The 20,658-nt window shown below is 52.1% G+C and carries 20 protein-coding genes; 15 read left to right on the forward strand and 5 right to left on the reverse strand.

The features are described from left to right. Positions 1-18 precede the first annotated feature (18 nt). The 4 genes from clpP to DHf2319_RS06865 all read left to right on the forward strand — a co-directional run bounded on the left by clpP (position 19) and on the right by DHf2319_RS06865 (position 4,969). A complete protein-coding gene (clpP, locus tag DHf2319_RS06850) occupies positions 19-675 on the forward strand; it encodes an ATP-dependent Clp endopeptidase proteolytic subunit ClpP (protein ID WP_305802194.1) in 657 nt (218 codons plus the stop codon). A 10-nt stretch (positions 676-685) separates the two neighbouring features. After that, entirely contained in the window at positions 686-1,987 is a 1,302-nt protein-coding gene (gene clpX / locus DHf2319_RS06855; RefSeq protein ID WP_243477388.1) for an ATP-dependent Clp protease ATP-binding subunit ClpX, read from the forward strand. Positions 1,988-2,084: 97 nt separating this feature from the next. Beyond that, positions 2,085-4,550, forward strand: a complete 2,466-nt coding sequence (lon, locus tag DHf2319_RS06860) for an endopeptidase La (RefSeq protein ID WP_243477389.1) — start codon at positions 2,085-2,087, stop codon at positions 4,548-4,550. 20 nt (positions 4,551-4,570) lie between these two features. Continuing rightward, positions 4,571-4,969, forward strand: coding sequence for an RNA-binding S4 domain-containing protein (locus tag DHf2319_RS06865; protein ID WP_369810243.1), 399 nt, complete (start codon positions 4,571-4,573; stop codon positions 4,967-4,969). A gap of 40 nt (positions 4,970-5,009) precedes the next feature. Here DHf2319_RS06865 and lexA read toward each other — a convergent pair whose 3' ends face one another. Together lexA and DHf2319_RS06875 are read right to left on the reverse strand one after the other, a co-directional pair. Then, on the reverse strand, positions 5,010-5,669 hold the full coding sequence (gene lexA, locus DHf2319_RS06870) for a transcriptional repressor LexA (RefSeq protein WP_243477391.1): 660 nt from the start codon (positions 5,667-5,669) through the stop codon (positions 5,010-5,012). 98 nt (positions 5,670-5,767) lie between these two features. Beyond that, positions 5,768-6,973, reverse strand: a complete 1,206-nt coding sequence (locus DHf2319_RS06875) for an amino acid aminotransferase (protein ID WP_243477392.1) — start codon at positions 6,971-6,973, stop codon at positions 5,768-5,770. A gap of 121 nt (positions 6,974-7,094) precedes the next feature. On the opposite strand from DHf2319_RS06875, the gene uvrB reads away from it, so the two are divergent. The 11 genes from uvrB to DHf2319_RS06930 all read left to right on the forward strand — a co-directional run bounded on the left by uvrB (position 7,095) and on the right by DHf2319_RS06930 (position 17,227). Next, on the forward strand, positions 7,095-9,116 hold the full coding sequence (gene uvrB / locus DHf2319_RS06880) for an excinuclease ABC subunit UvrB (RefSeq protein ID WP_243477393.1): 2,022 nt from the start codon (positions 7,095-7,097) through the stop codon (positions 9,114-9,116). A 284-nt stretch (positions 9,117-9,400) separates the two neighbouring features. Next, a complete protein-coding gene (locus DHf2319_RS06885) occupies positions 9,401-9,889 on the forward strand; it encodes a low molecular weight protein-tyrosine-phosphatase (protein ID WP_243477394.1) in 489 nt (162 codons plus the stop codon). 313 nt (positions 9,890-10,202) lie between these two features. Then, entirely contained in the window at positions 10,203-10,739 is a 537-nt protein-coding gene (locus DHf2319_RS06890) for a Fe-S cluster assembly transcription factor (RefSeq protein WP_243477395.1), read from the forward strand. Positions 10,740-10,794: 55 nt separating this feature from the next. Beyond that, positions 10,795-12,006, forward strand: coding sequence for an IscS subfamily cysteine desulfurase (locus tag DHf2319_RS06895; protein ID WP_243477396.1), 1,212 nt, complete (start codon positions 10,795-10,797; stop codon positions 12,004-12,006). Positions 12,007-12,039: 33 nt separating this feature from the next. Continuing rightward, positions 12,040-12,423 (forward strand): Fe-S cluster assembly scaffold IscU, encoded by a 384-nt coding sequence (gene iscU, locus DHf2319_RS06900; RefSeq protein ID WP_243477397.1) that lies wholly within the window; start codon positions 12,040-12,042, stop codon positions 12,421-12,423. A gap of 16 nt (positions 12,424-12,439) precedes the next feature. Beyond that, positions 12,440-12,763, forward strand: coding sequence for an iron-sulfur cluster assembly protein IscA (gene iscA / locus DHf2319_RS06905; RefSeq protein WP_243477398.1), 324 nt, complete (start codon positions 12,440-12,442; stop codon positions 12,761-12,763). A 4-nt stretch (positions 12,764-12,767) separates the two neighbouring features. After that, complete coding sequence (hscB, locus tag DHf2319_RS06910; RefSeq protein ID WP_243477399.1) at positions 12,768-13,298, forward strand: Fe-S protein assembly co-chaperone HscB; 531 nt, start codon at positions 12,768-12,770, stop codon at positions 13,296-13,298. Positions 13,299-13,320: 22 nt separating this feature from the next. Continuing rightward, positions 13,321-15,177, forward strand: coding sequence for a Fe-S protein assembly chaperone HscA (gene hscA, locus DHf2319_RS06915; protein ID WP_243477400.1), 1,857 nt, complete (start codon positions 13,321-13,323; stop codon positions 15,175-15,177). A 54-nt stretch (positions 15,178-15,231) separates the two neighbouring features. Beyond that, on the forward strand, positions 15,232-15,573 hold the full coding sequence (fdx, locus tag DHf2319_RS06920; RefSeq protein ID WP_243477401.1) for an ISC system 2Fe-2S type ferredoxin: 342 nt from the start codon (positions 15,232-15,234) through the stop codon (positions 15,571-15,573). Between the two features lie 32 nt (positions 15,574-15,605). Further along, positions 15,606-16,397, forward strand: a complete 792-nt coding sequence (locus tag DHf2319_RS06925; RefSeq protein ID WP_243477402.1) for an HpcH/HpaI aldolase family protein — start codon at positions 15,606-15,608, stop codon at positions 16,395-16,397. Positions 16,398-16,438: 41 nt separating this feature from the next. Further along, positions 16,439-17,227, forward strand: coding sequence for a hydroxypyruvate isomerase family protein (locus DHf2319_RS06930; protein ID WP_243477403.1), 789 nt, complete (start codon positions 16,439-16,441; stop codon positions 17,225-17,227). Positions 17,228-17,240: 13 nt separating this feature from the next. On the opposite strand, the gene lysS is transcribed toward DHf2319_RS06930, so the two are convergent. The 3 genes from lysS to prfB form a co-directional block, all read right to left on the reverse strand. Further along, the gene (lysS, locus tag DHf2319_RS06935) at positions 17,241-18,767 is read right to left on the reverse strand and encodes a lysine--tRNA ligase (RefSeq protein WP_243477404.1); all 1,527 of its coding nucleotides are present in this window, start codon (positions 18,765-18,767) and stop codon (positions 17,241-17,243) included. After that, positions 18,767-19,525 (reverse strand): SDR family NAD(P)-dependent oxidoreductase, encoded by a 759-nt coding sequence (locus tag DHf2319_RS06940; protein WP_243477405.1) that lies wholly within the window; start codon positions 19,523-19,525, stop codon positions 18,767-18,769. Before DHf2319_RS06940 ends, lysS begins: the two co-directional genes overlap by 1 nt. Further along, positions 19,522-20,626, reverse strand: a protein-coding gene (prfB, locus tag DHf2319_RS06945; protein WP_243477406.1) for a peptide chain release factor 2 whose coding sequence is annotated in 2 segments (ribosomal slippage) — positions 19,522-20,544 and positions 20,546-20,626 — 1,104 coding nt in all. Because the reading frame shifts where the segments join, the coding sequence is not laid out codon by codon here. The genes DHf2319_RS06940 and prfB overlap by 4 nt, the downstream gene beginning before the upstream one ends. Positions 20,627-20,658: the final 32 nt, after the last annotated feature.

Genomic DNA, 20,658 nt, shown 5'->3' on the forward strand with positions numbered 1-20,658 from the left:
AGTGGAGTTGCAATGAGCATTGAACGATTCACAGATTTTTATGCATCCATGCACGGTAACGAGTCAGTTACGCCGACGGCTTTGGGTTACATCCCCATGGTCATTGAGCAGTCTGGCCGTGGTGAACGCGCCTATGACATCTATTCCAGGCTGTTACGTGAGCGGGTGATCTTTTTGGTGGGGCCCGTGAACGATCATTCGGCGAACCTGATCGTGGCGCAGATGTTGTTTCTCGAGTCTGAGAATCCAGATAAAGACATTGCGCTTTATATCAATTCGCCCGGCGGGTCGGTTTACGCAGGATTGGCGATTTTTGACACGATGCGGTTTATCAAGCCGGACGTCTCAACCCTTTGCACCGGTCTGGCAGCCAGTATGGGAGCCTTTCTGTTAGCGGCGGGCCACAAGGGCAAGCGATTTGCTTTGCCTAACTCGCGCATCATGATTCACCAGCCCTCCGGGGGTGCGCAAGGCCAAGCGTCCGATATACAGATCCAGGCGAGGGAGATCTTGAGCTTGCGCGAGCGCCTGAATCAGATTCTGGCAGACAATACCGGTCAACCGATTAGCCGTATTGAAGTCGACACCGAGCGAGACAACTTCATGTCGGCCGAAGATGCGGTATCGTATGGCATGATCGACAAGATGCTAACCACCCGCGCTGACGTGGGTTGAGCCACGACGTATGACGACAAAAAAATCCGCATCTGATTCAAAAACATTGCACTGCTCGTTTTGCAATAAAAGCCAAAATGAAGTGCGCAAGCTGATTGCTGGTCCGTCAGTGTTTATCTGTGATGAGTGCGTTGATTTATGCAATGACATCATCCGCGAGGAGATGGAGTCTAGCGCCAAAGAAGCCATTCGTACTGAATTGCCCACACCTGCGGAAATCAAGTCATTTCTTGACCGTTACGTGATTGGGCAAGATGGCCCTAAACGCGTGTTGGCAGTGGCCGTCTATAACCATTACAAGCGATTGCGGCATGGTGAAATCAAAGGCGATGATGTCGAGCTCAGCAAAAGCAATATTTTACTGATAGGCCCAACAGGCTCAGGTAAAACTCTACTTGCTCAGACACTTGCCAGACAGCTCAATGTGCCGTTTGTGATGGCCGATGCCACGACGCTGACTGAAGCGGGTTATGTGGGTGAGGATGTTGAGAACATTATTCAAAAGTTGCTGCAAAACTGTAACTACGATGTTGAGAAGGCGCAGCGTGCCATCGTCTACATCGATGAAATCGATAAAATTTCACGCAAAGCAGATAACCCGTCTATTACCCGTGATGTTTCCGGCGAAGGGGTTCAACAGGCACTGCTCAAGCTGATTGAGGGTACGGTAGCTTCGGTGCCGCCCCAAGGCGGGCGCAAGCACCCCAATCAAGACTTTGTCCATGTCGATACCACGAATATTCTTTTTATCGTGGGTGGCGCGTTCGATGGTCTTGAGAAGGTGATCCTGAACCGTACCGAACGGTCTGGTATTGGATTTGGTGCTTCGGTCGCCGCTAAAAGCGAAAAATCAGCCGGAGACGCCTTCCAGTCGGTCGAGCCCGAGGATTTAGTCAAGTTTGGATTGATTCCTGAGCTCGTCGGGCGTTTGCCAGTTGTGGCCACGCTTGAAGAGCTTGGTGAAGAAACCTTGGTACGCGTGCTTACAGAGCCTGCCAATTCGCTGGTTCGCCAGTTTCAAAAGCTGTTTGAAATGGAAGGCGCGGAACTTGACATCAGACCGCAAGCTCTGCACGCCATTGCCCGTAAAGCGATTCAGCGCAAGACAGGGGCACGGGGGTTGCGCTCCATCCTCGAGGCGGCGTTACTAGATGTCATGTTTGATTTGCCATCGCACAACAACATCAAGCAGGTAGTGCTTGATGAGTCGGCCATCGAGGGCAATGGCGAACCACTGTTGGTTTATGAAGACAGTGAACCTAGATCTTCTGGTAAATCAAGTCCCCGTAAAGTGCGGGATGCTGCTGCCTGAACTTGATTTTTACGCTATTGTCCCAATATCAATGTCATGATTAGTGACACGATCGTGACTATCAGGTCACGACCGGGCTTATACAGGACACTTCTTTATGTCAGGTCAAGAGTTACTCCCAGCTGAGCGGCAAGCTTTGCCGTTGTTACCACTGCGCGATGTCGTGGTGTTCCCGCACATGGTTATTCCGTTGTTTGTCGGGCGTCCACGTTCGATCAAGGCGCTTGAGCTAGCCATGGAAGGCAGCAAAAACATCATGTTGGCTGCTCAGAAGTCTGCTAGCAAAGACGACCCTACACCTGAAGATATGTATGAAATTGGTTGTCTGGCGTCGATATTACAGATGCTCAAGTTACCCGATGGCACGGTTAAGGTGCTGGTCGAAGGCACGCAGCGTGCCCGTGTTGTTGCAGTCGAAGATGCTGACACACATTTCTCGGCCGACGTGGTGCCCATTACGCCGGATAATGCCGCGGGCGCCGAGATCGAAGCGCTCAGGCGCGCGATTGTTGGCCAGTTCGAGGCATACGTCAAGCTAAACAAAAAGATTCCACCGGAGATCCTGACTTCGCTCGCGGGTATTGAGGATGCAGGTCGCCTAGCCGACACGATTGCCGCGCATCTGCCGCTAAAGCTAGAGCAAAAGCAAGAGTTGCTAGAAGTGCTTGGCACCGTAGAGCGGCTAGAGAAGCTCTTGGCTCAGCTTGAGACTGAAATCGATATTCTGCAAGTTGAAAAACGCATTCGCGGGCGCGTCAAAAAGCAGATGGAAAAAAGCCAGCGCGACTACTATTTGAATGAGCAAGTCAAAGCCATTCAAAAGGAACTTGGCGAAGGTGAGGAAGGCGCAGACATCGAGGAGCTAGAAAAGCGCATCGAAGCAGCCCGACTTCCCAAGGAGGCTCGCAAGAAAGTCGACAATGAGCTCAAGAAACTCAAGTTGATGTCGCCGATGTCAGCTGAGGCGACCGTTGTGCGTAATTACATAGACACCGTGATTGGTTTGCCGTGGCGTAAAAAAAGCACGGTCAACTACTCGGTTCCGCATGCGGAGTCCGTGCTTGACGACGATCACTATGGCCTAGAGAAGGTCAAGGAGCGCATTGTTGAGTATCTCGCTGTGCAACAGCGGGTTGATAAGGTGAAAGCGCCGATTCTTTGTCTTGTTGGGCCACCCGGCGTGGGCAAGACCTCGCTTGGGCAGTCAATCGCCAAAGCCACCAACCGTAAGTTTGTTCGTATGGCACTAGGCGGTGTGCGTGACGAGGCCGAGATTCGTGGACATCGGCGGACCTACATAGGATCTATGCCTGGCAAGATTTTGCAGAATATGTCCAAGGTGGGCGTGCGTAATCCATTGTTCCTGCTTGATGAGATTGACAAGCTTGGCATGGATTTCCGTGGTGATCCCGCATCGGCTCTGTTGGAAGTGCTTGATCCCGAGCAAAACCACACCTTCCAGGATCATTACGTCGAAGTTGATTTTGATTTGTCGGATGTTATGTTTGTAGCGACGAGCAACACGCTGAACATTCCGCCCGCCTTGCTTGATCGTATGGAAGTCATTCGTCTGTCGGGATACACCGAAGATGAAAAGATCCATATTGCAATGGACCATCTGTTGCCCAAGCTCATGAAAAACAATGGCCTGCTCGATAATGAGATCAAGGTGGAGGAATCGGCGATACGCGATGTAATTCGTTATTACACCCGCGAAGCCGGTGTGCGTTCCTTGGAGCGAGAAATCAGCAAGATCTGCCGCAAGGTTGTCAAGCAACTCGTGGCCAATGTTCCGGCTGGTACCTCGCGTGCTGCGGCTCGCAAAGCCTCCAAAGCATCTGCCGTCACGGGGCAGGTCGTGGTGACGAGCGAGAATCTGAACGATTATCTCGGCGTTCGCCGTTTCATGTTTGGCATGGCAGAAAAAGACAATCAGGTTGGTCAGGTCACGGGCCTTGCCTGGACAGAGGTGGGCGGAGACCTGCTCACGATTGAAGTGGCCGATATGCCTGGCAAAGGCGCTGTATTACGTACCGGCTCACTTGGCGATGTGATGAAGGAGTCAGTCGAGGCTGCTCGCACCGTCGTGCGCGCCCGTGCACGCCGTCTAGGAATTGCCGACGCTTTGTTTGAAAAGCGCGATATGCACGTTCACGTGCCAGAGGGTGCTACGCCCAAAGACGGTCCTTCAGCGGGTATTGCCATCACAACGGCGATCGTGTCAGCGTTGACTCAAATTCCGGTGCGAGCTGATGTGGCCATGACTGGCGAAATCACATTGCGCGGCGAAGTGCTTGCGATCGGTGGTTTGAAAGAGAAGCTGCTTGCGGCTCGCCGAGGTGGCATTAAGACGGTCTTGATCCCTGAGGAAAACGTTAAAGATTTGGCCGAAATACCGGATAACGTCAAGAACTTCCTTGAAATTATTCCTGTGAAGTGGATTGACAAAGTACTGGAGGTGGCTTTGGAAAAACGGCCCGAGCCACTAGCTGATGAGCCATTGCCTGAGGTAGTTGGCAAGTCAGCCGATTCTGGTGATGTTGATCCCGTGATCAAGCACTGAATTCGGGTAGGTGTGGAGGCATTGGGTTGCAAGCTTCAGTCCAAAGCGTTCGGCTCGATAAGTGGCTTTGGGCGGCCAGATTTTTTAAATCTCGATCGCTTGCCAGCGAGGCTATTGAGATGGGGCGTGTGCATGTCAATGGTGATCGAGTCAAGCCAGCTCGCCTACTTAAGACAGGTGAAAAAGTCAGGGTTTTACGCGGTCAGGAACGTATTGAAGTCTTTGTACGCTTTCTAAGTGACGTCAGACGTTCAGCACCATTAGCTCAACTGCTGTACGACGAGACAATCGAAAGTAAGGCTGCACGGCAGGAGGCCAGTGAGAGGCGCCGGTTGTATGCTGAGCCCGCCCGGGAACTGGCAGGCCGTCCTACTAAACGAAATCGACGCGCGATCGAGAGATTCGCTCGCGATGATTAGGCGCTCGGCCTTGCGCGGCAGACGTCTACAGCAAAGATGCCTATTGAAGGGTGGTGGTGCGGATCAGGCCTACCGCAATCCCCTCAATGGCGAAACTAGTGTCGTCAGTCACCACAATAGGCTCGAAGTCAGGGTTTTCTGGTTCTAGAACTACCCGGTCTCGTTCACGCACTAACCGCTTGACTGTGACCTCGTCATCAATGCGCGCCACCACGATTTGACCAGTGCGTGCATCGGCGGCTTTCTTAACGGCGAGCAGATCGCCATCCATAATGCCAATATCACGCATACTCATACCGCGCACTTCAAGCATGTAGTCTGGTTGTTTGTCGAACATACCAGGATCAATGGCTACCTCTCTGGCCACGTTCTCAGCCGCCAAAATAGGGGCGCCAGCTGCGACGCGTCCAACCACAGGCAGACTAAGTGCGTTGACTACCCCGCGAGCAAGATCGGCGACCACAGACGATGACGAATCGTGAGCGCTCTGAATTAGACGAATGCCTCGTGAAGCACCCGGTGCCAGACTGATGTAGCCTTTTTTTTCGAGTGCGCGAAGGTGATCTTCAGCGGCATTTGCCGACTTGAAACCCAGAGTTTGGGCAATCTCGGCCCGTGTCGGAGGGAAGCCGGTGTTGGCAATTGCTTGCTCGATCAATCCCAGAATTTCTGACTGTCTGGCGGTAAGTTTGCTGGCCATGAGCAACCCTTAGCTGTATGGATGTACAGCATTGTGGCTCAAACCAGCATTTTATGCAAGTTTTTGATGAACTTGCTGGCAGACAGCAGAAGTATCCGTCACTTTTTCAGCACAGAGGCAATCGCATCGACTACGCCGTCAATGTTTTGACTGTTAAGCGCCGCCACGCAGATTCGTCCACTTGAAACAGCGTATATACCGTGTTCCTCCCGCAGTCGGTCCACTTGCGAGGCTGTCAGACCTGAGTAGGAGAACATACCTTTTTGAGTCAGTACGAAATCAAAATTTTGTGCCACGCCAGCCGCCTGTAGCTTGGATACCAACTGATCGCGCATCTCTTTTATTCGGCTGCGCATTTGCGCGAGTTCCGCGTCCCACAAGGCGAACAGCTTTTCGCTATTGAGCACTTCGGCGACCACAGCACCACCGAACGTCGGTGGATTTGAATAGTTGGTGCGGATAACCCGCTTAACCTGGCTAAGCACTCGTTTGGCTTCATCGGCGCTGCTAGTTACCACCGTCAGTGCTCCAATTCGCTCACCATACAGCGAGAAGGATTTCGAGAATGATGTGCTAATCAGGCAAGTCAGCCCCATCTGAACAAACATTCTTACAGCGGCAGCGTCTTCAACCAAACCATCACCGAATCCTTGGTAGGCAATGTCAAGAAACGAGATGTGATTTTTTTCCTTGATCGTATCGGCAATTTGTTGCCATTGTGCGGGCGTTGGATCAACGCCGGTTGGGTTATGGCAGCACGCATGTAAAACCACGATGCTGCTGTCAGGCAGCGCTTTAAGCGATGCCAGCATGCCGTCAAGGTTTAGTCCATGAGATTGTGGATCGTAGTATGCGTATTCAACGACATCAAAGCCGGCCCGTTCGAACAATGCGCGGTGGTTTTCCCAGCTTGGTGCACTAATGGCAACTTTTGCGTTCGGCAGTAGCTGTTTAAGGTAATCGGCCCCAATCTTAAGCGCGCCGGTTCCACCCAAGGCCTGGACTGTGAAAGCACGCCCTGAGGTGTTTGCCTCCGAGTCTTTACCCAATAGGAGCTCACGTGCTGCCTTGTTTAGCGAGGCCAGGCCTTCGATGGGCAGGTAGCTGTGGGCGCCAGCTGCTTGCACTCGATCTACTTCGGCCTGATGAACGCACTTTAGCAAAGGCACTCGACCTTGATCATCGTAATAAACGCCAACACCTAGGTTGACTTTTCCGGTGCGTTCATCAGCGTTGTATTGCTCGTTAAGCCCAAGAATTGGGTCGCGGGGTGCTAGCTCGACAGCTTCGAATAGTGTGCTCATGTTGGTCTGTGCAGTGTCATGTCATGGTCATTCGGCGGGCTTGGTAGACGTAATCTCCCATTGGCGCCATAATGATCGGTTGTCTCACGATTCAGGGATTTCCCTAGGGTGAAAGTCTAGCATGTCGCAAGGTCGATTCGTAGAGTTTCCAGACAGTCCATTTTCTTTGTACCAGCCATATCCACCAGCTGGTGATCAGCCTCAAGCCATTGAAAAACTGGTTGAGGGTGTGACCGACGGTTTGATGTACCAGACTCTGTTAGGGGTGACCGGATCCGGCAAGACTTTTACGATGGCCAACGTAATTGCCAGAGCAGGTAGACCGGCGTTAGTCCTGGCACCTAACAAAACACTGGCCGCTCAGTTGTATGCCGAGATGCGAGAGTTTTTCCCGCGCAATGCAGTTGAGTATTTTGTCTCTTACTATGACTATTACCAACCTGAAGCCTATGTCCCTGCACGTGACCTCTTTATCGAAAAAGATTCTTCAATAAATGAGCACATCGAGCAGATGCGTCTTTCAGCAACCAAGAGTTTGCTTGAACGGCGTGACACAGTCATCGTAGGTACCGTATCGTGCATTTACGGTATCGGAAATCCAGCCGATTATCATGCCATGGTGCTGATCCTGCGCGCGGGTGATCGCATCTCTCGACGAGAGGTACTGGCGCGTTTGGTGGCGATGCAGTACACGCGCAATGATGCCGAATTCACCCGAGGAATTTTTCGGGCGCGCGGTGATGTCATTGATGTTTATCCTGCTGAAAGTGCTGATCTTGCGGTTCGGATATCTATGTTCGACGACGAGATCGAGTCCTTGTCCCTGTTTGATCCGCTGACGGGTAAGGTACGACAGACGGTGCCGCGCTTTACCGTCTATCCCGGGTCTCATTACGTCACGCCACGCGACACTGTGTTGCGAGCCATCGAGACGATCAAGGAGGAATTGCGCACTCGCGTCAAGCAGTTTGTAGACAATGGTCAGTTACTCGAAGCGCAGCGCATTGAGCAACGCACACGCTTCGATTTGGAGATGCTTGCTGAGCTTGGTTTTTGTAAGGGCATCGAAAACTATTCCCGGCATTTGTCTGGTGCCAAGCCAGGGGATCCGCCGCCAACGCTGATTGACTACTTACCAGCCGATGCGTTGATGTTCATTGATGAGAGCCACGTCACGATTGGGCAGTTAGGTGGCATGTACCGAGGTGACCGAGCGCGCAAAGAAACCTTGGTTCAATATGGTTTTCGTTTGCCATCTGCACTAGATAATCGTCCGCTGCGCATGGAAGAGTTCGAAGAGCGTATGCGTCAGACAGTGTTTGTTTCTGCAACGCCTGCAAATTATGAGAATGATCACTCGGATCAAGTGGTGGAGCAGGTGGTGCGGCCAACTGGTCTGGTTGATCCAGTAGTGGAGGTGCTGCCAGCAAAAACCCAGGTTGACAATCTGCTAGAGCAGGCCAGAGCACGAATTGCCCTTGGCCAGCGCGTGTTGGTCACCACACTGACCAAGCGCATGGCCGAGGATCTGACTGATTTCTTGAGCGAGCAAGGTCTTAAGGTTAGATATCTTCATTCAGACATCGACACAGTTGAGCGTGTGGAAATAATCCGTGACTTGCGTTTAGGCACCTTCGATGTTCTGGTGGGTATCAATTTGTTACGTGAGGGGCTAGATATTCCCGAAGTCTCTCTAGTGGCCATACTGGATGCTGATAAAGAGGGGTTCTTGCGATCGGAACGCAGTTTGATTCAAACCATAGGCAGGGCTGCTCGCAACTTGAACGGGCATGCGATTTTGTACGCTGATTCAGTGACGGACTCCATGCGCCGGGCGATGCACGAAACCGAACGACGTAGGCAGCGACAGCTGGCGTTCAACCAAGAGCACGGCATCCAAGCGAAAGGCGTGGTTAAGGCAGTCAAAGAGCTGATAGACGGCGTGTTACAGGCGCCACAAGCGCAGGAGGCTGATTTGGGGCTGCCAGAGGGCATTCGCATCGATGATGAAAAGTCCGTCGCCAAGGCCATTAAATCGCTGGAAAAGAAGATGCTTGACCATGCGCGTAACCTCGAGTTCGAACAAGCCGCTGCAGCACGGGATGCACTGAACCAGCTCAAGGCGCAAGTGCTGCAGTCTTGATCCCCATCAGGTTTTATCTGCTTGCGCGGTTTTTTGATTATTTGTCAGCTATCTGAAAGCTAATCGCCTTTCTGGCTGCGTGGTTCAAGATGTGCGGCGCAACAGAAATCTCGCAGGAATTGCGGATATGCGAGCCCGAATTTATCTCCAATTAACTTTATATATGTCTTTTATCTAATTGAAAAATAAACATTTAAATTTAAATTTAACGTTGTTAGTTCTTTGCAACTCCTGAAAAATTGTTCTGGACAAATTGAGGGTTTTCCCTCAAAATCTCGACCACTATGACAAAAGTTCTATTCGTATGCATGGGAAACATCTGCCGCTCGCCGAGTGCTGAGGGTGTGTTTCGCCATATGATCAGTGAGGCGGGTCTGGCAGATGTGGTCGGGGTAGATTCGGCCGGTACCCATGGATATCATCTCGGCGAGGGTCCCGACGCCCGCGCTATGGCTGCTGCTGCAAAGCGTGGCTACCAGATTGAGCCGCGCGCGGCTCGGCAGGTGCGTCCAGAAGATTTTCTGGAGTATGACTTGATTCTGGCGATGGATTGGGAAAATCTGTCTGCATTACAGCAGCAGTGCCCCAAGATTCATCATCACAAGTTAATGCTCTTGATGCGCTTTGCGAACGAGTACGAAGAGGCGACTGTACCTGATCCTTACTACGGTGGTGCTGAGTCGTTTTCCAAGGTGTTGGATTACATTGAGGATGCGTGTCAGGGCGTGCTTGAGATTGTTCGCAAACGGGCTACGCAATACCAAGCGGCGTAAGATTGGCGTAGGTTTGTGAAAGGCTGGAGACAGCTAAGAACAAGCTTGCCGTCAGGAATATCTTCCCGCAGTTTAAGTGATTTGCAAAAAATTAGCACCAAAATAAACCGCGCTCGACGCGGTTTATTCTTTTATATCAAAGCTTTAGGTCAATCCCCTACAAATCGTATGGATTGACCAAGTAAATTAGTCGGATTTAGTTTATACTTGAGTCGTTTAGTCAGGTTAGTTCCAGTTTGTAGTTAGTGCACGCTGTTGTCTTCAGCCAAGATGCGAGCGTGAGTAAACAACCAATCTCAAAAAGGACCTGGATATGCGACTCACTACGAAAGGACGCTTTGCAGTTACCGCCATGATCGATTTGGCTTTGCGCCAGCATAGCGGGCCCGTTACGCTGTCCGCAATTAGTCAGCGCCAAAACATTTCTCTGTCGTATCTCGAGCAGTTGTTTGGAAAGCTGCGTCGTCACGAGCTAGTCGACAGCATCCGTGGGCCGGGCGGCGGCTACACCTTGGCGCGTTTGGCCCGCAACATCACGGTTGCAGACATCATTTTTGCTGTCGATGAACCGATGGACGCTACCAACTGTGGCGGTAAGACTGACTGTTCGACCGGCACCGATGGCCGGCCAGGCGTCTGTATGACGCATGAGCTTTGGGCTGCCTTGAACCGTACCATGGTGGACTTCCTGGATTCTGTTTCGTTACAGGATCTAGTTGACCAGCAGCGTATGCGCCAGTTGCAAGACTCGGGGCAGGGACGTACTGAAAGTGCGATCAAGGTGCCGAGCTCGACTGTGGCAAATGCAGATCCCTTTGGTCGTCAGCTCAACGACACGGTGACGATGTAAGCCAGTATGCAGGTTGGCGAATTAAGATTCAGTTCTTCAAATCAGGAGTTTTCTCATGACGGCTCATCCGGTTTATCTTGACTACTCGGCTACCACCCCGGTGGATCCGCGCGTGGTTGACAAGATGGTGCCTTGGCTCTACGAGCACTATGGCAATCCGGCATCGCGTAGTCATTCATTTGGTTGGGAGGCTGAGGAGGCTGTGGAGCAGGCACGTGCTGATGTGGCTGCGCTAGTTAACGCCGATCCTCGCGAAATCGTTTGGACGTCAGGTGCGACTGAGTCGAACAATCTGGCGATCAAAGGGGCAGCCCACTTTTACGCTGAGCGAGGCAAGCATGTCATTACGGTCAAGACCGAGCACAAAGCGGTTTTGGATCCATGTCGTGAGCTTGAGCGCGAAGGTTACGAGGTGACATACCTTGATGTCATGGAAAATGGGTTGGTTGATCTTGAAGTGCTCAAGGCAGCGATACGGCCAGACACGGTCGTGGTTTCCGTGATGTTCGTCAATAACGAGATTGGGGTGATTCAGCCCATTGAAGCGATTGGCGAGATCTGTCGTGAAAAGGACATCATTTTTCATGTCGACGCTGCACAGGCAACAGGTAAGGTCGAAATTGACCTACAGCATCTGAAGGTCGATCTGATGTCCTTCTGTGCCCATAAAACTTATGGTCCAAAGGGCATTGGCGCTCTGTACATTCGTCGCAAACCACGGGTACGTATCGAAGCACAAATGCATGGTGGTGGGCATGAGCGGGGGTTTCGCTCGGGCACCTTGGCAACTCACCAGATCGTTGGCATGGGCGAGTCATTTCGTTTGGCCAAGTTGGAGATGAAAACCGAAAACGAACGTATTCGTATGTTGCGTGATCGCCTCTGGAAGGGCATCTCCGAGATCGAAGAGGTCTATCTGAACGGTGATCTAGAGCAGCGCGTGCCTCACAACCTGAATGTCAGTTTCAACTACGTTGAAGGTGAATCGCTCATCATGGCGGTCAAGGAACTCGCCGTCTCCAGTGGATCGGCTTGTACCTCTGCGAGTTTGGAGCCGTCTTATGTTTTAAGGGCGCTAGGCCGTAACGACGAACTAGCCCACAGTTCAATCCGATTCACACTTGGCCGTTTCACGACTGAACAAGATATTGATTTTGCGGTTGATCTACTGAAGCGTCGAGTCGATAAGCTGCGTGATATGTCGCCATTGTGGGAAATGGTCAAAGAAGGCGTGGATCTTGATTCTGTCCAGTGGGCTGCACATTAATTTGTTGGACTGTCAGCAAAGGAGATAAACATCATGGCTTACAGTGAAAAAGTTCTAGATCATTATGAAAACCCGCGCAATGTGGGTTCTTTTAGCAAAGACGACGGAAACATTGGCACGGGCATGGTGGGTGCACCAGCGTGTGGTGATGTCATGAAACTGCAAATTCGTGTTAACGATAGCGGTATCATTGAAGACGCCCGTTTCAAGACTTACGGTTGTGGTTCGGCAATCGCCTCGAGTTCGTTGGTTACAGAATGGGTAAAGGGCAAGACTTTGGATCAGGCGCTTGAAATCAAGAACTCGGCAATCGCTGAAGAACTTGCTTTGCCGCCGGTGAAGATTCATTGTTCAATCCTGGCTGAAGACGCTATCAAGGCGGCAGTCAAGGACTACAAAGACAAGCACGGAAGTTGAACTGGAGTTTGACGTCATGGCTGTGACATTAACCGCACAAGCGGCCCAGCATATCGAAAAGTATCTGCAAAAACGCGGTAAGGGACTCGGTTTACGTCTTGGTGTGCGCACGACTGGCTGCTCAGGCATGGCCTACAAACTCGAATACGTCGATGAGCAGCACGATGATGATCAAGTGTTTGAGAGTCACGGGGTCAAAGTATTTGTTGACGCCAAAAGCCTGTCCTATATCGACGGCACGCAGCTTGACTATGCCAAGGAGGGCTTGAACGAGGGGTTTAAGTTCTCCAACCCCAACGAGAAAGCCACGTGCGGTTGCGGCGAGTCGTTTACGGTCTAGTGATTTGAGTCAAGCAGATCATTTCGAGCTATTTGGCCTGGCTCGAGGTTTTGAGGTTGACCCTCTAGACCTCGAGCAGCGTTGGAAAGAGCGTGCTTCGGCCGTTCATCCTGATCGATTTGCCAACGCATCGGAGTCAGAAAAACGTGTCGCCATGCAGTGGAGTGCCGCAATTAATGAGGGTTACCGGGTATTACGTGACCCATTAAGGCGTGCACAGTACCTATGCGAGCTTGCGGGTCATCCCGTTGAAAACCAGTCCAGTGGTGCCATGGATGTTGTTTTTCTTAGTCAGCAGATGCAGTGGCGCGAAATGCTTGAGGATATTCGAGCCAGCGCTGACGCAGACGCGCTAAAGGGTCTTGCCGCTGATATTGAAGCGGATCGGCAGCGGCGAGAAGCTGATACGGCCAAGCTCATTGCCAAGCAACAATGGGGTGAAGTCGTAGAACGCCTACGCGAGTGGATGTTTGTTGAGAAATTCTTGGAAGAGATTGTCAGTACGCAACGCGCCTTAAAAACACAAAACCTATAAATCGTAGAAACGGATTCAAAAAATGGCCTTGTTGCAAATTGCCGAGCCAGGGCAAAGCCCAGTGCCCCACCAGCGAAAATTAGCGGTTGGGATTGATCTAGGTACGACTAATTCGCTAGTGGCCGCTGTTCGGCACAGTGTGGCGGAGGTCTTGCCAGACCCGCGAGGCCACGTTTTAGTGCCATCGGCTGTACTCTATACGGCACCCGATGCTGTGTTGGTAGGGCATGATGCAGTCGAGCAACAGGAGCGCAGGCCACTAGATACCCTGGTGTCGGTTAAGCGATTAATGGGCAAGTCAGTTTCTGATGCGATCGCAAGTGGTATGCCTTATGCGTTTGAAGAAATGGGCAACAGTGTCGCGATCGTAACGGAACACGCCACTGTCACACCGGTTAAAGTCGCCTCCCATATCCTGAAGCACCTGCGCACGCTCGCCGAGCAGACGCTCGGCGATGATCTGGTTGGTGCCGTCATCACGGTGCCTGCGTACTTTGATGATGCACAGCGGCAGGCTACGCGTGATGCCGCACGCCTGGCCGGGTTGAATGTGCTTCGGCTCCTGAATGAGCCAACAGCGGCTGCGATTGCATACGGCCTGGAAAATAGCGCTGAGGGGATCTACGCTGTATACGACCTTGGTGGGGGTACGTTTGATTTTTCATTGTTGAGATTAAGCGCAGGCGTTTTTGAAGTGATTGCCACGGGCGGCGATACCGCCTTGGGCGGTGATGATTTTGATGAGGCAATTGTCGCGCATGTCATCGAGCAAATAGGTGTGACCGAACTCAAACCCCAGGAGCATCGTCACTTGCTCGTGGCTGCACGGTCGCTGCGCGAGTCATTGACCGAGCAGGCCCAGGCAACGGTGACCACGGGGTTATCAGGCGTGCTTGGCTCAATGAGTTTGGCGAGGGAAGAGTTTGAAGCCCTGGCAAAGCCCTTGGTACTTCGCACGCTGGCCTGTGCTGAGCGTGCGCTTGATGATGCTGGCAAGGATGTCGCTGCGGTACAAGGCGTGGTGATGGTCGGTGGCGCGACTCGCATGCCGATCGTGCAGCGAATGGTGGCCGAGTATTTCCATCGCGAACCGCTGGTTAATTTGAACCCGGATGAGGTGGTGGCGCTCGGTGCTGCACTGCAGGCTAATCTTTTAGCTGGCAATCGTCATCCAGGCGAGGATTGGTTGTTGCTTGATGTCACACCCTTGTCTCTAGGTCTCGAGACGATGGGTGGGTTGGTTGAAACCATCATCCCTCGAAACAGCACCATCCCAGTGGCTCGTGCGCAGGAGTTCACGACATATCGTGACGGTCAGACTGCTTTGGCTTTACACATCGTTCAGGGTGAGCGTGATCTGGTCAATGAATGCCGCTCTTTGGCTAGGTTTGAGTTGCGTGGTATCCCGCCAATGGTTGCCGGTGCTGCACGCATCCGAGTCACGTTTCAGGTTGACGCTGACGGTCTACTAAACGTGACGGCTCAGGAGCAATCAAGTGGCGTCATGGCCGAAATCACGGTTAAGCCATCACATGGCTTGAGCGATGAGCAAATCGCCACGATGCTCAAAGACAGCGTGGCGCAAGCGAGCCACGACGCGATGGTGCGCATGATTCGGGAAGAGCAGGTTAAAGGGCAGCAATTAATTGAAACAACCGAAGCAGCACTAGCTGTCGATCGCGATCTCCTGTCTGATCAGGAACAACAGGCGGTTGTGGCGCATATCGAGCAAGCGCGGGCGGCGATGGATTCAGATGACCTCGAACACGTTCGCGAGGCTGTGAGGGCGCTGTCGGCAGCAACCGATGATTTTGCGGCACGACGCATGGATCGCAGCATTCGCAAAGCACTTTCAGGCAAGTCCTTAAATGAGCTCTAGGGCTGCTTGACTGTCTTTGCCCACATTGAAGAAATTACAATTGGAATACCTCTCATGCCTAAACTGACCATATTGCCACATCCTGAGGTTTGTCCTGAGGGTGCCGTGATTGAGAATGTGCCAAGCGGTGAAAACATTTGTCGCGTACTGCTTGATCACGATATCGAGATAGAGCATGCCTGTGAATTGTCGTGTGCATGCACCACTTGTCATGTCATTATTCGCCAAGGTTTTGATTCGCTCGAAGATGCAACGGATGCCGAAGAGGATTTACTAGATCGTGCCTGGGGCTTGTCACCAACCTCCCGTCTGTCTTGTCAAGCCAAAATAGCCCAGGAAGACTTGACGATAGAGATCCCACGGTACACGATTAACCACGCCCGAGAAAACCACTAAACTCGGGTCATCACGACTCGGGGGGAATCAAAGTGCGTCCAAATACGGTGAAAGAGCGTCTGCTCAAGGGTGAATCGATTGTCAATGGTTGGTTAGGTATTCCATCATCCTTGTCAGCAGAAATTCTGGGTTTGTCCGGTTTTGATAGTGTCACGGTCGATCTGCAGCATGGCATGATCGCGTTTGATGCTGCGTTGCCAATGCTGCAGGCACTGTCAGCGACTGCAGCCGTTCCTTTGGTGCGTGTCCCTTCAAATAATGGGCCACAAATCATGTCGCTATTGGATGCTGGTGCTTATGGGGTGATTTGTCCCATGATTTCGACCGCCGACCAAGCAGCCGCGTTCGTGAGTGCCTGCCGCTATCCGCCTAAAGGAGATCGCTCATTTGGTCCTTCGCGTGCAATCCTATACGCTGGTGATGATTACTATCAGCATGCCAACGACACTATCTTGACCTTGGCGATGATCGAGACACAGCAGGGCCTCGATCATCTCGATGAAATTCTGGCGGTTGATGGCCTTGATGGAATCTTTATTGGTCCGAATGACCTGAGCTTAGCGCTTGGGCAGGCACCGAGTTCCGAGCCCAGGGCAGATGTGGTGGTCAAAGCCATTGCGCATATCCTTGCCCGAGCTCAGGTTCATGGGAAGATCCCAGGGATATTCTGTTCTTCCGGTGAGGCCGCAGCAATGCGACTAGAACAAGGCTTCAAGTTTGTTGTGCCTGGTAACGATGCAAATATCCTTAAGCAAGCGGCGGTGGCAGCTGTACAAATTGCTCGCTCCCAAGGTACCGGAAAAACCGGTGGTAGTGGATATTGACGCGGTATTCGTTATGAAACCCATCTCACGAAAGGATCGTTGTGAGTATTAAACTTTCAGCAAATCTTGGGTTCTTATGGTCCGAGCTTCCCTTGATAGAGCGAATTGACAAAGCTGCTCAAGCTGGGTTCAAGGCAATTGAGTTGCATTGGCCCTACGACACGCCGCCAGCGCAGGTGGCTGCGGCGTGTGAAGCCCATGATTTGACATTGCTGTCTGTTAATACGCCTCAAGGAGACGTCAGTGCCGGCGACGCAGGGCTGGCTGCTCAAGTTGGCCGAGAAGCTGAGTTCAAATCAGCGTTTGAAATGTCTCTGGCTTGGGCATTGACCGCTGGCGCAACAAAAATCCATGTACTGCCTGGTATGGCAACCCCAGCGAACGCAGATGCCGCTCGCGAAACGTTCGTCTCCAATTTGCAGTGGGCTGCAGACCTGGCAGCTAATGAAAGTGTCACGATTTTGTTGGAAGCCTTAAATCATCGTGACAAACCGGGGTATTTCTACCACACGCAAGCGCAATCGAATTCGATCCGGGTGCAGACTGGCCGGGAAAATGTCAAATTAATGTTTGATGTCTATCACGTTGGCGTGACAGAGGGCGATGTGCTGGTTAAGCTGGAACACTACTTGCCAGTCGTTGGTCATATCCAGATTGCTGCGGTGCCTTCGCGTCGTGAGCCCGATGAGGGTGAGATCCGATATGAAGCCATCTTCAAGCGGCTTGAAGAGCTCGGTTTCAGCGGGTGGATTGGCTGCGAGTACAAACCGAGGGGTAGCGTTCAAGCCGGGCTTGGTTGGGTGCAGGCCATGGGCCTGCACCTAGGGTAATACACCAAACGATTTAGTTGTGATCCTCGCGGCGCAGGTGCGGGAACAAGATCACATCACGGATGCTAGCACTATCAGTCAGAAGCATAATCAAGCGATCGATTCCGATGCCACAGCCGCCTGCGGGTGGCATCCCGTACTCCAAAGCCCTAATGTAGTCATCATCAAAGTACATCGCCTCTTCATCGCCCGCATCTTTAGCGGCAACCTGTGCGTGGAATCGGGCTGCTTGATCTTCGGGGTCATTAAGCTCTGAGAAGCCGTTGGCTAACTCTCGGCCAGCGATAAAGAGTTCAAACCGTTCTGTGATTCCCGCCCGGGTGTCAGACTGCCTGGCCAGGGGCGATACCTCAACCGGGTAATCGATGATGTAGGTTGGTTCCCACAGCAGATGCTCGGCAACTTCTTCAAACAAAGCAAGCTGCAGGGCGCCCAGGCCGGCATTGAGCATGGCGGGTGAATTTAAATCAACTTTTAACGCCTCCAAAGCCTGGCGCAAATAAATGACGTCATCAAGTGGTTTGCCTTGATAAGCCGGTGCATATTTTTCAATGGCCTCGACGATGGTCAAGCGCGCAAAAGGCTTACCCAAATCAAGTTCACGTTCTTGGTAGACCAGTTTAGTGGTTCCAGACGTACGCTGTGTCACTTCACGCAGCAAGGTTTCAGTGAAGTCCATTAACCATTGATAGTCCGTATAGGCGGCATAGAATTCCATCATGGTGAATTCGGGGTTGTGCCGGGGGCTGACACCCTCGTTACGGAAATTGCGGTTGATCTCAAACACTCGTTCAAATCCACCCACTAACAAGCGCTTCAGATAGAGTTCGGGCGCGATACGCAAAAACATTTGCATATCCAGTGCGTTGTGATGGGTTTCAAACGGTTTTGCGGTGGCACCGCCCGGAATCGCCTGAAGCATCGGCGTTTCAACCTCGAGAAACTCGTGCTCCACCATCAATTCACGCATGGCGGCGATTGCCTTGCTGCGCAACTCGAACGTCTTGCGCGTGTGCTCGGTCACGATCAGGTCAACGTATCGTTGGCGATAACGTAGCTCCTGATCGGCCATGCCATGAAACTTGTCAGGTAAAGGGCGCAGCGACTTGGTGAGTACTCGCGCCCGACTGGCATGAACAGAGAGCTCGCCTTTGTTGGTTTTAAAAATTATGCCTTCAATGGCCAAGATGTCGCCCAGATCCCAATGTTTGAAGGACTCGTAATGGTCCTCGCCCAAAGTTCCCTTGTCCAGATAGATTTGAATCCGTCCGGTGCTATCTTGCAATGTTGCAAAGCTCGCTTTCCCCATGACGCGCTTTAGCATCATGCGTCCTGCGATCTTGACTTCATGGTTATGCTCGGCAAGCGCTTCTTTGGTTTGCTCGTCATACAGAAAATGAAGCACGCCTGCCCGATGGGTCGGTTTGAAATCGTTGGGGAATGCGGGACCCTGATCGCGCAGGCGAGCTAATTTCTGGCGACGCTCGGCAATCAAATGGTTCTCGTCTACCGGTGCGGGGTCTGTGGGTGTGGTGTTCATCAGGCGTGATCTCGTATATCGTCGAGCAATTTTTTACCAAAGCTGTCGCTTTCAAGAAACTTGAGCGTGGCTTTGGCGGTGTTGGTGGCGTCGGCCAATGCACCTTGGCTATGCATGTCTTCGAAGCGGCCAACAGATGGGAATTTTGACTTAGGCGTTTGCCGTATCTGCTGTTGCATGCCAGTGTCAATAACCCCGGGCGCCAGAGAGCAAACGCGCAGATGGTTGTGATCCTCGGTGTGTACGACCTCGGCATAGCGGTCCATGGCCGCCTTGGTGGCACAGTAAACGCCCCAGCTACCGGTGGGTCTGCGCCCGGCGCCTGACGATATCAGCATGACCCGACGGTCTGCACAATGTTCGGTGGCGGCAAGAAAATACCCGGTCAAATAGATGGGGGCAACGATATTGACATCGAACGCTGTGCGTATCGCTGCGAGGTTTAATAGCTGATTTGCTGGTTCAATCGGCGCGACGATGCCCGCATTGTGAATCAAACGGCAGTTTTGATGATGAGGTGATTCGGATAGGACTTTGCTCATTTGTTCAGCGGCTTGTTCAAGTGCTGAAGCATCGACCAGATCCACCAGAATTTCTGTCAGCATAGTGCCACTGGTTTGTGCGAGATCCTGCAGGCCAGGAACCGTTTGACGACTAAGTGTCACCACATGGCCGCCGCCTTGGGCTAGTTCGTGAGCCATGGCGTAACCAAGTCCTCGGGTGACACCGGTCACAATAGTAAGTGGTCCTGGCTTCATAATCCCTCCTTAAGGCTTGCCTCGATAAATGTGTCCAGATCACCATCGAGAACTTTTTGTGTGTTAGAAATTTCAACGCCAGTGCGTAAGTCTTTAATACGGCTTTGATCAAGTACGTATGACCGGATCTGATGCCCCCAACCAACGTCAGTTTTCGCGTCTTCCATTTTTTGTTGCTCAGACATACGTTTACGCATTTCAAGTTCGTACAGCTTGGAGCGCAACATATCCATGGCTTCGGCTTTGTTGCGATGTTGCGAGCGATCGTTTTGACATTGCACAACAATCCCGGTCGGGTTGTGTGTGATTCGCACCGCCGAATCAGTTTTGTTGATGTGCTGGCCTCCCGCGCCGCTAGCGCGATAGGTATCGATACGCAAGTCAGCCGGATTGATCTCAATATCGATTGAGTCGTCGACTTGCGGGTACACAAATACACTGGCAAATGAGGTGTGACGTCCGCCGGCGGAATCAAACGGACTTTTGCGTACTAGACGATGAACGCCGGTCTCAGTGCGCAAATGTCCAAAGGCATACTCACCTTCAACTTTGATGGTGGCTGATTTGATACCAGCGACTTCCCCTTCGGACTCTTCCATGACGTCGGCTTTAAAGCCTTTGTGCTCGCAGTAGCGTAAATATTGACGCAAAAGCATGGAGGCCCAGTCTTGCGCTTCGGTGCCGCCCGCGCCAGCCTGAATGTCCACAAAACAATTCAGTGGATCTGCTGGGTTGGAGAACATCCGTTTGAATTCAAGCGTCTCAAGCGTCTTTTGGAACGCATTGGCATCGACTTCGATAGCCTCGAGCGTGGCATCATCATCATCAGCTTGTGCCATCTCAAACAGTTCGAGTGCGTCACGAATCCCAACATCTAGCGCTTGTAGCGTCTGGACCGTGTTTTCAAGTGATTTTTTCTCTCGTCCAAGCGCTTGCGCTTTGTCTGGGTCATTCCAAACGTCAGGGTCTTCGAGTTCAGCGTTTACAACTTCTAAACGTGCAGCTTTGACCTCGTAGTCAAAGATACCTCCGTGCGGCAAGTTCACGTTCGAGGTAGTCTGCTAGCCGGGCGGCGAGCAAGTTCTGGCGATCAACTTCCATGGTGTGTAGCTTTAATAAAAAGAATAATCGAG

This window comes from Orrella daihaiensis, assembly GCF_022811525.1.
Taxonomy (GTDB): domain Bacteria; phylum Pseudomonadota; class Gammaproteobacteria; order Burkholderiales; family Burkholderiaceae_B; genus Algicoccus; species Algicoccus daihaiensis.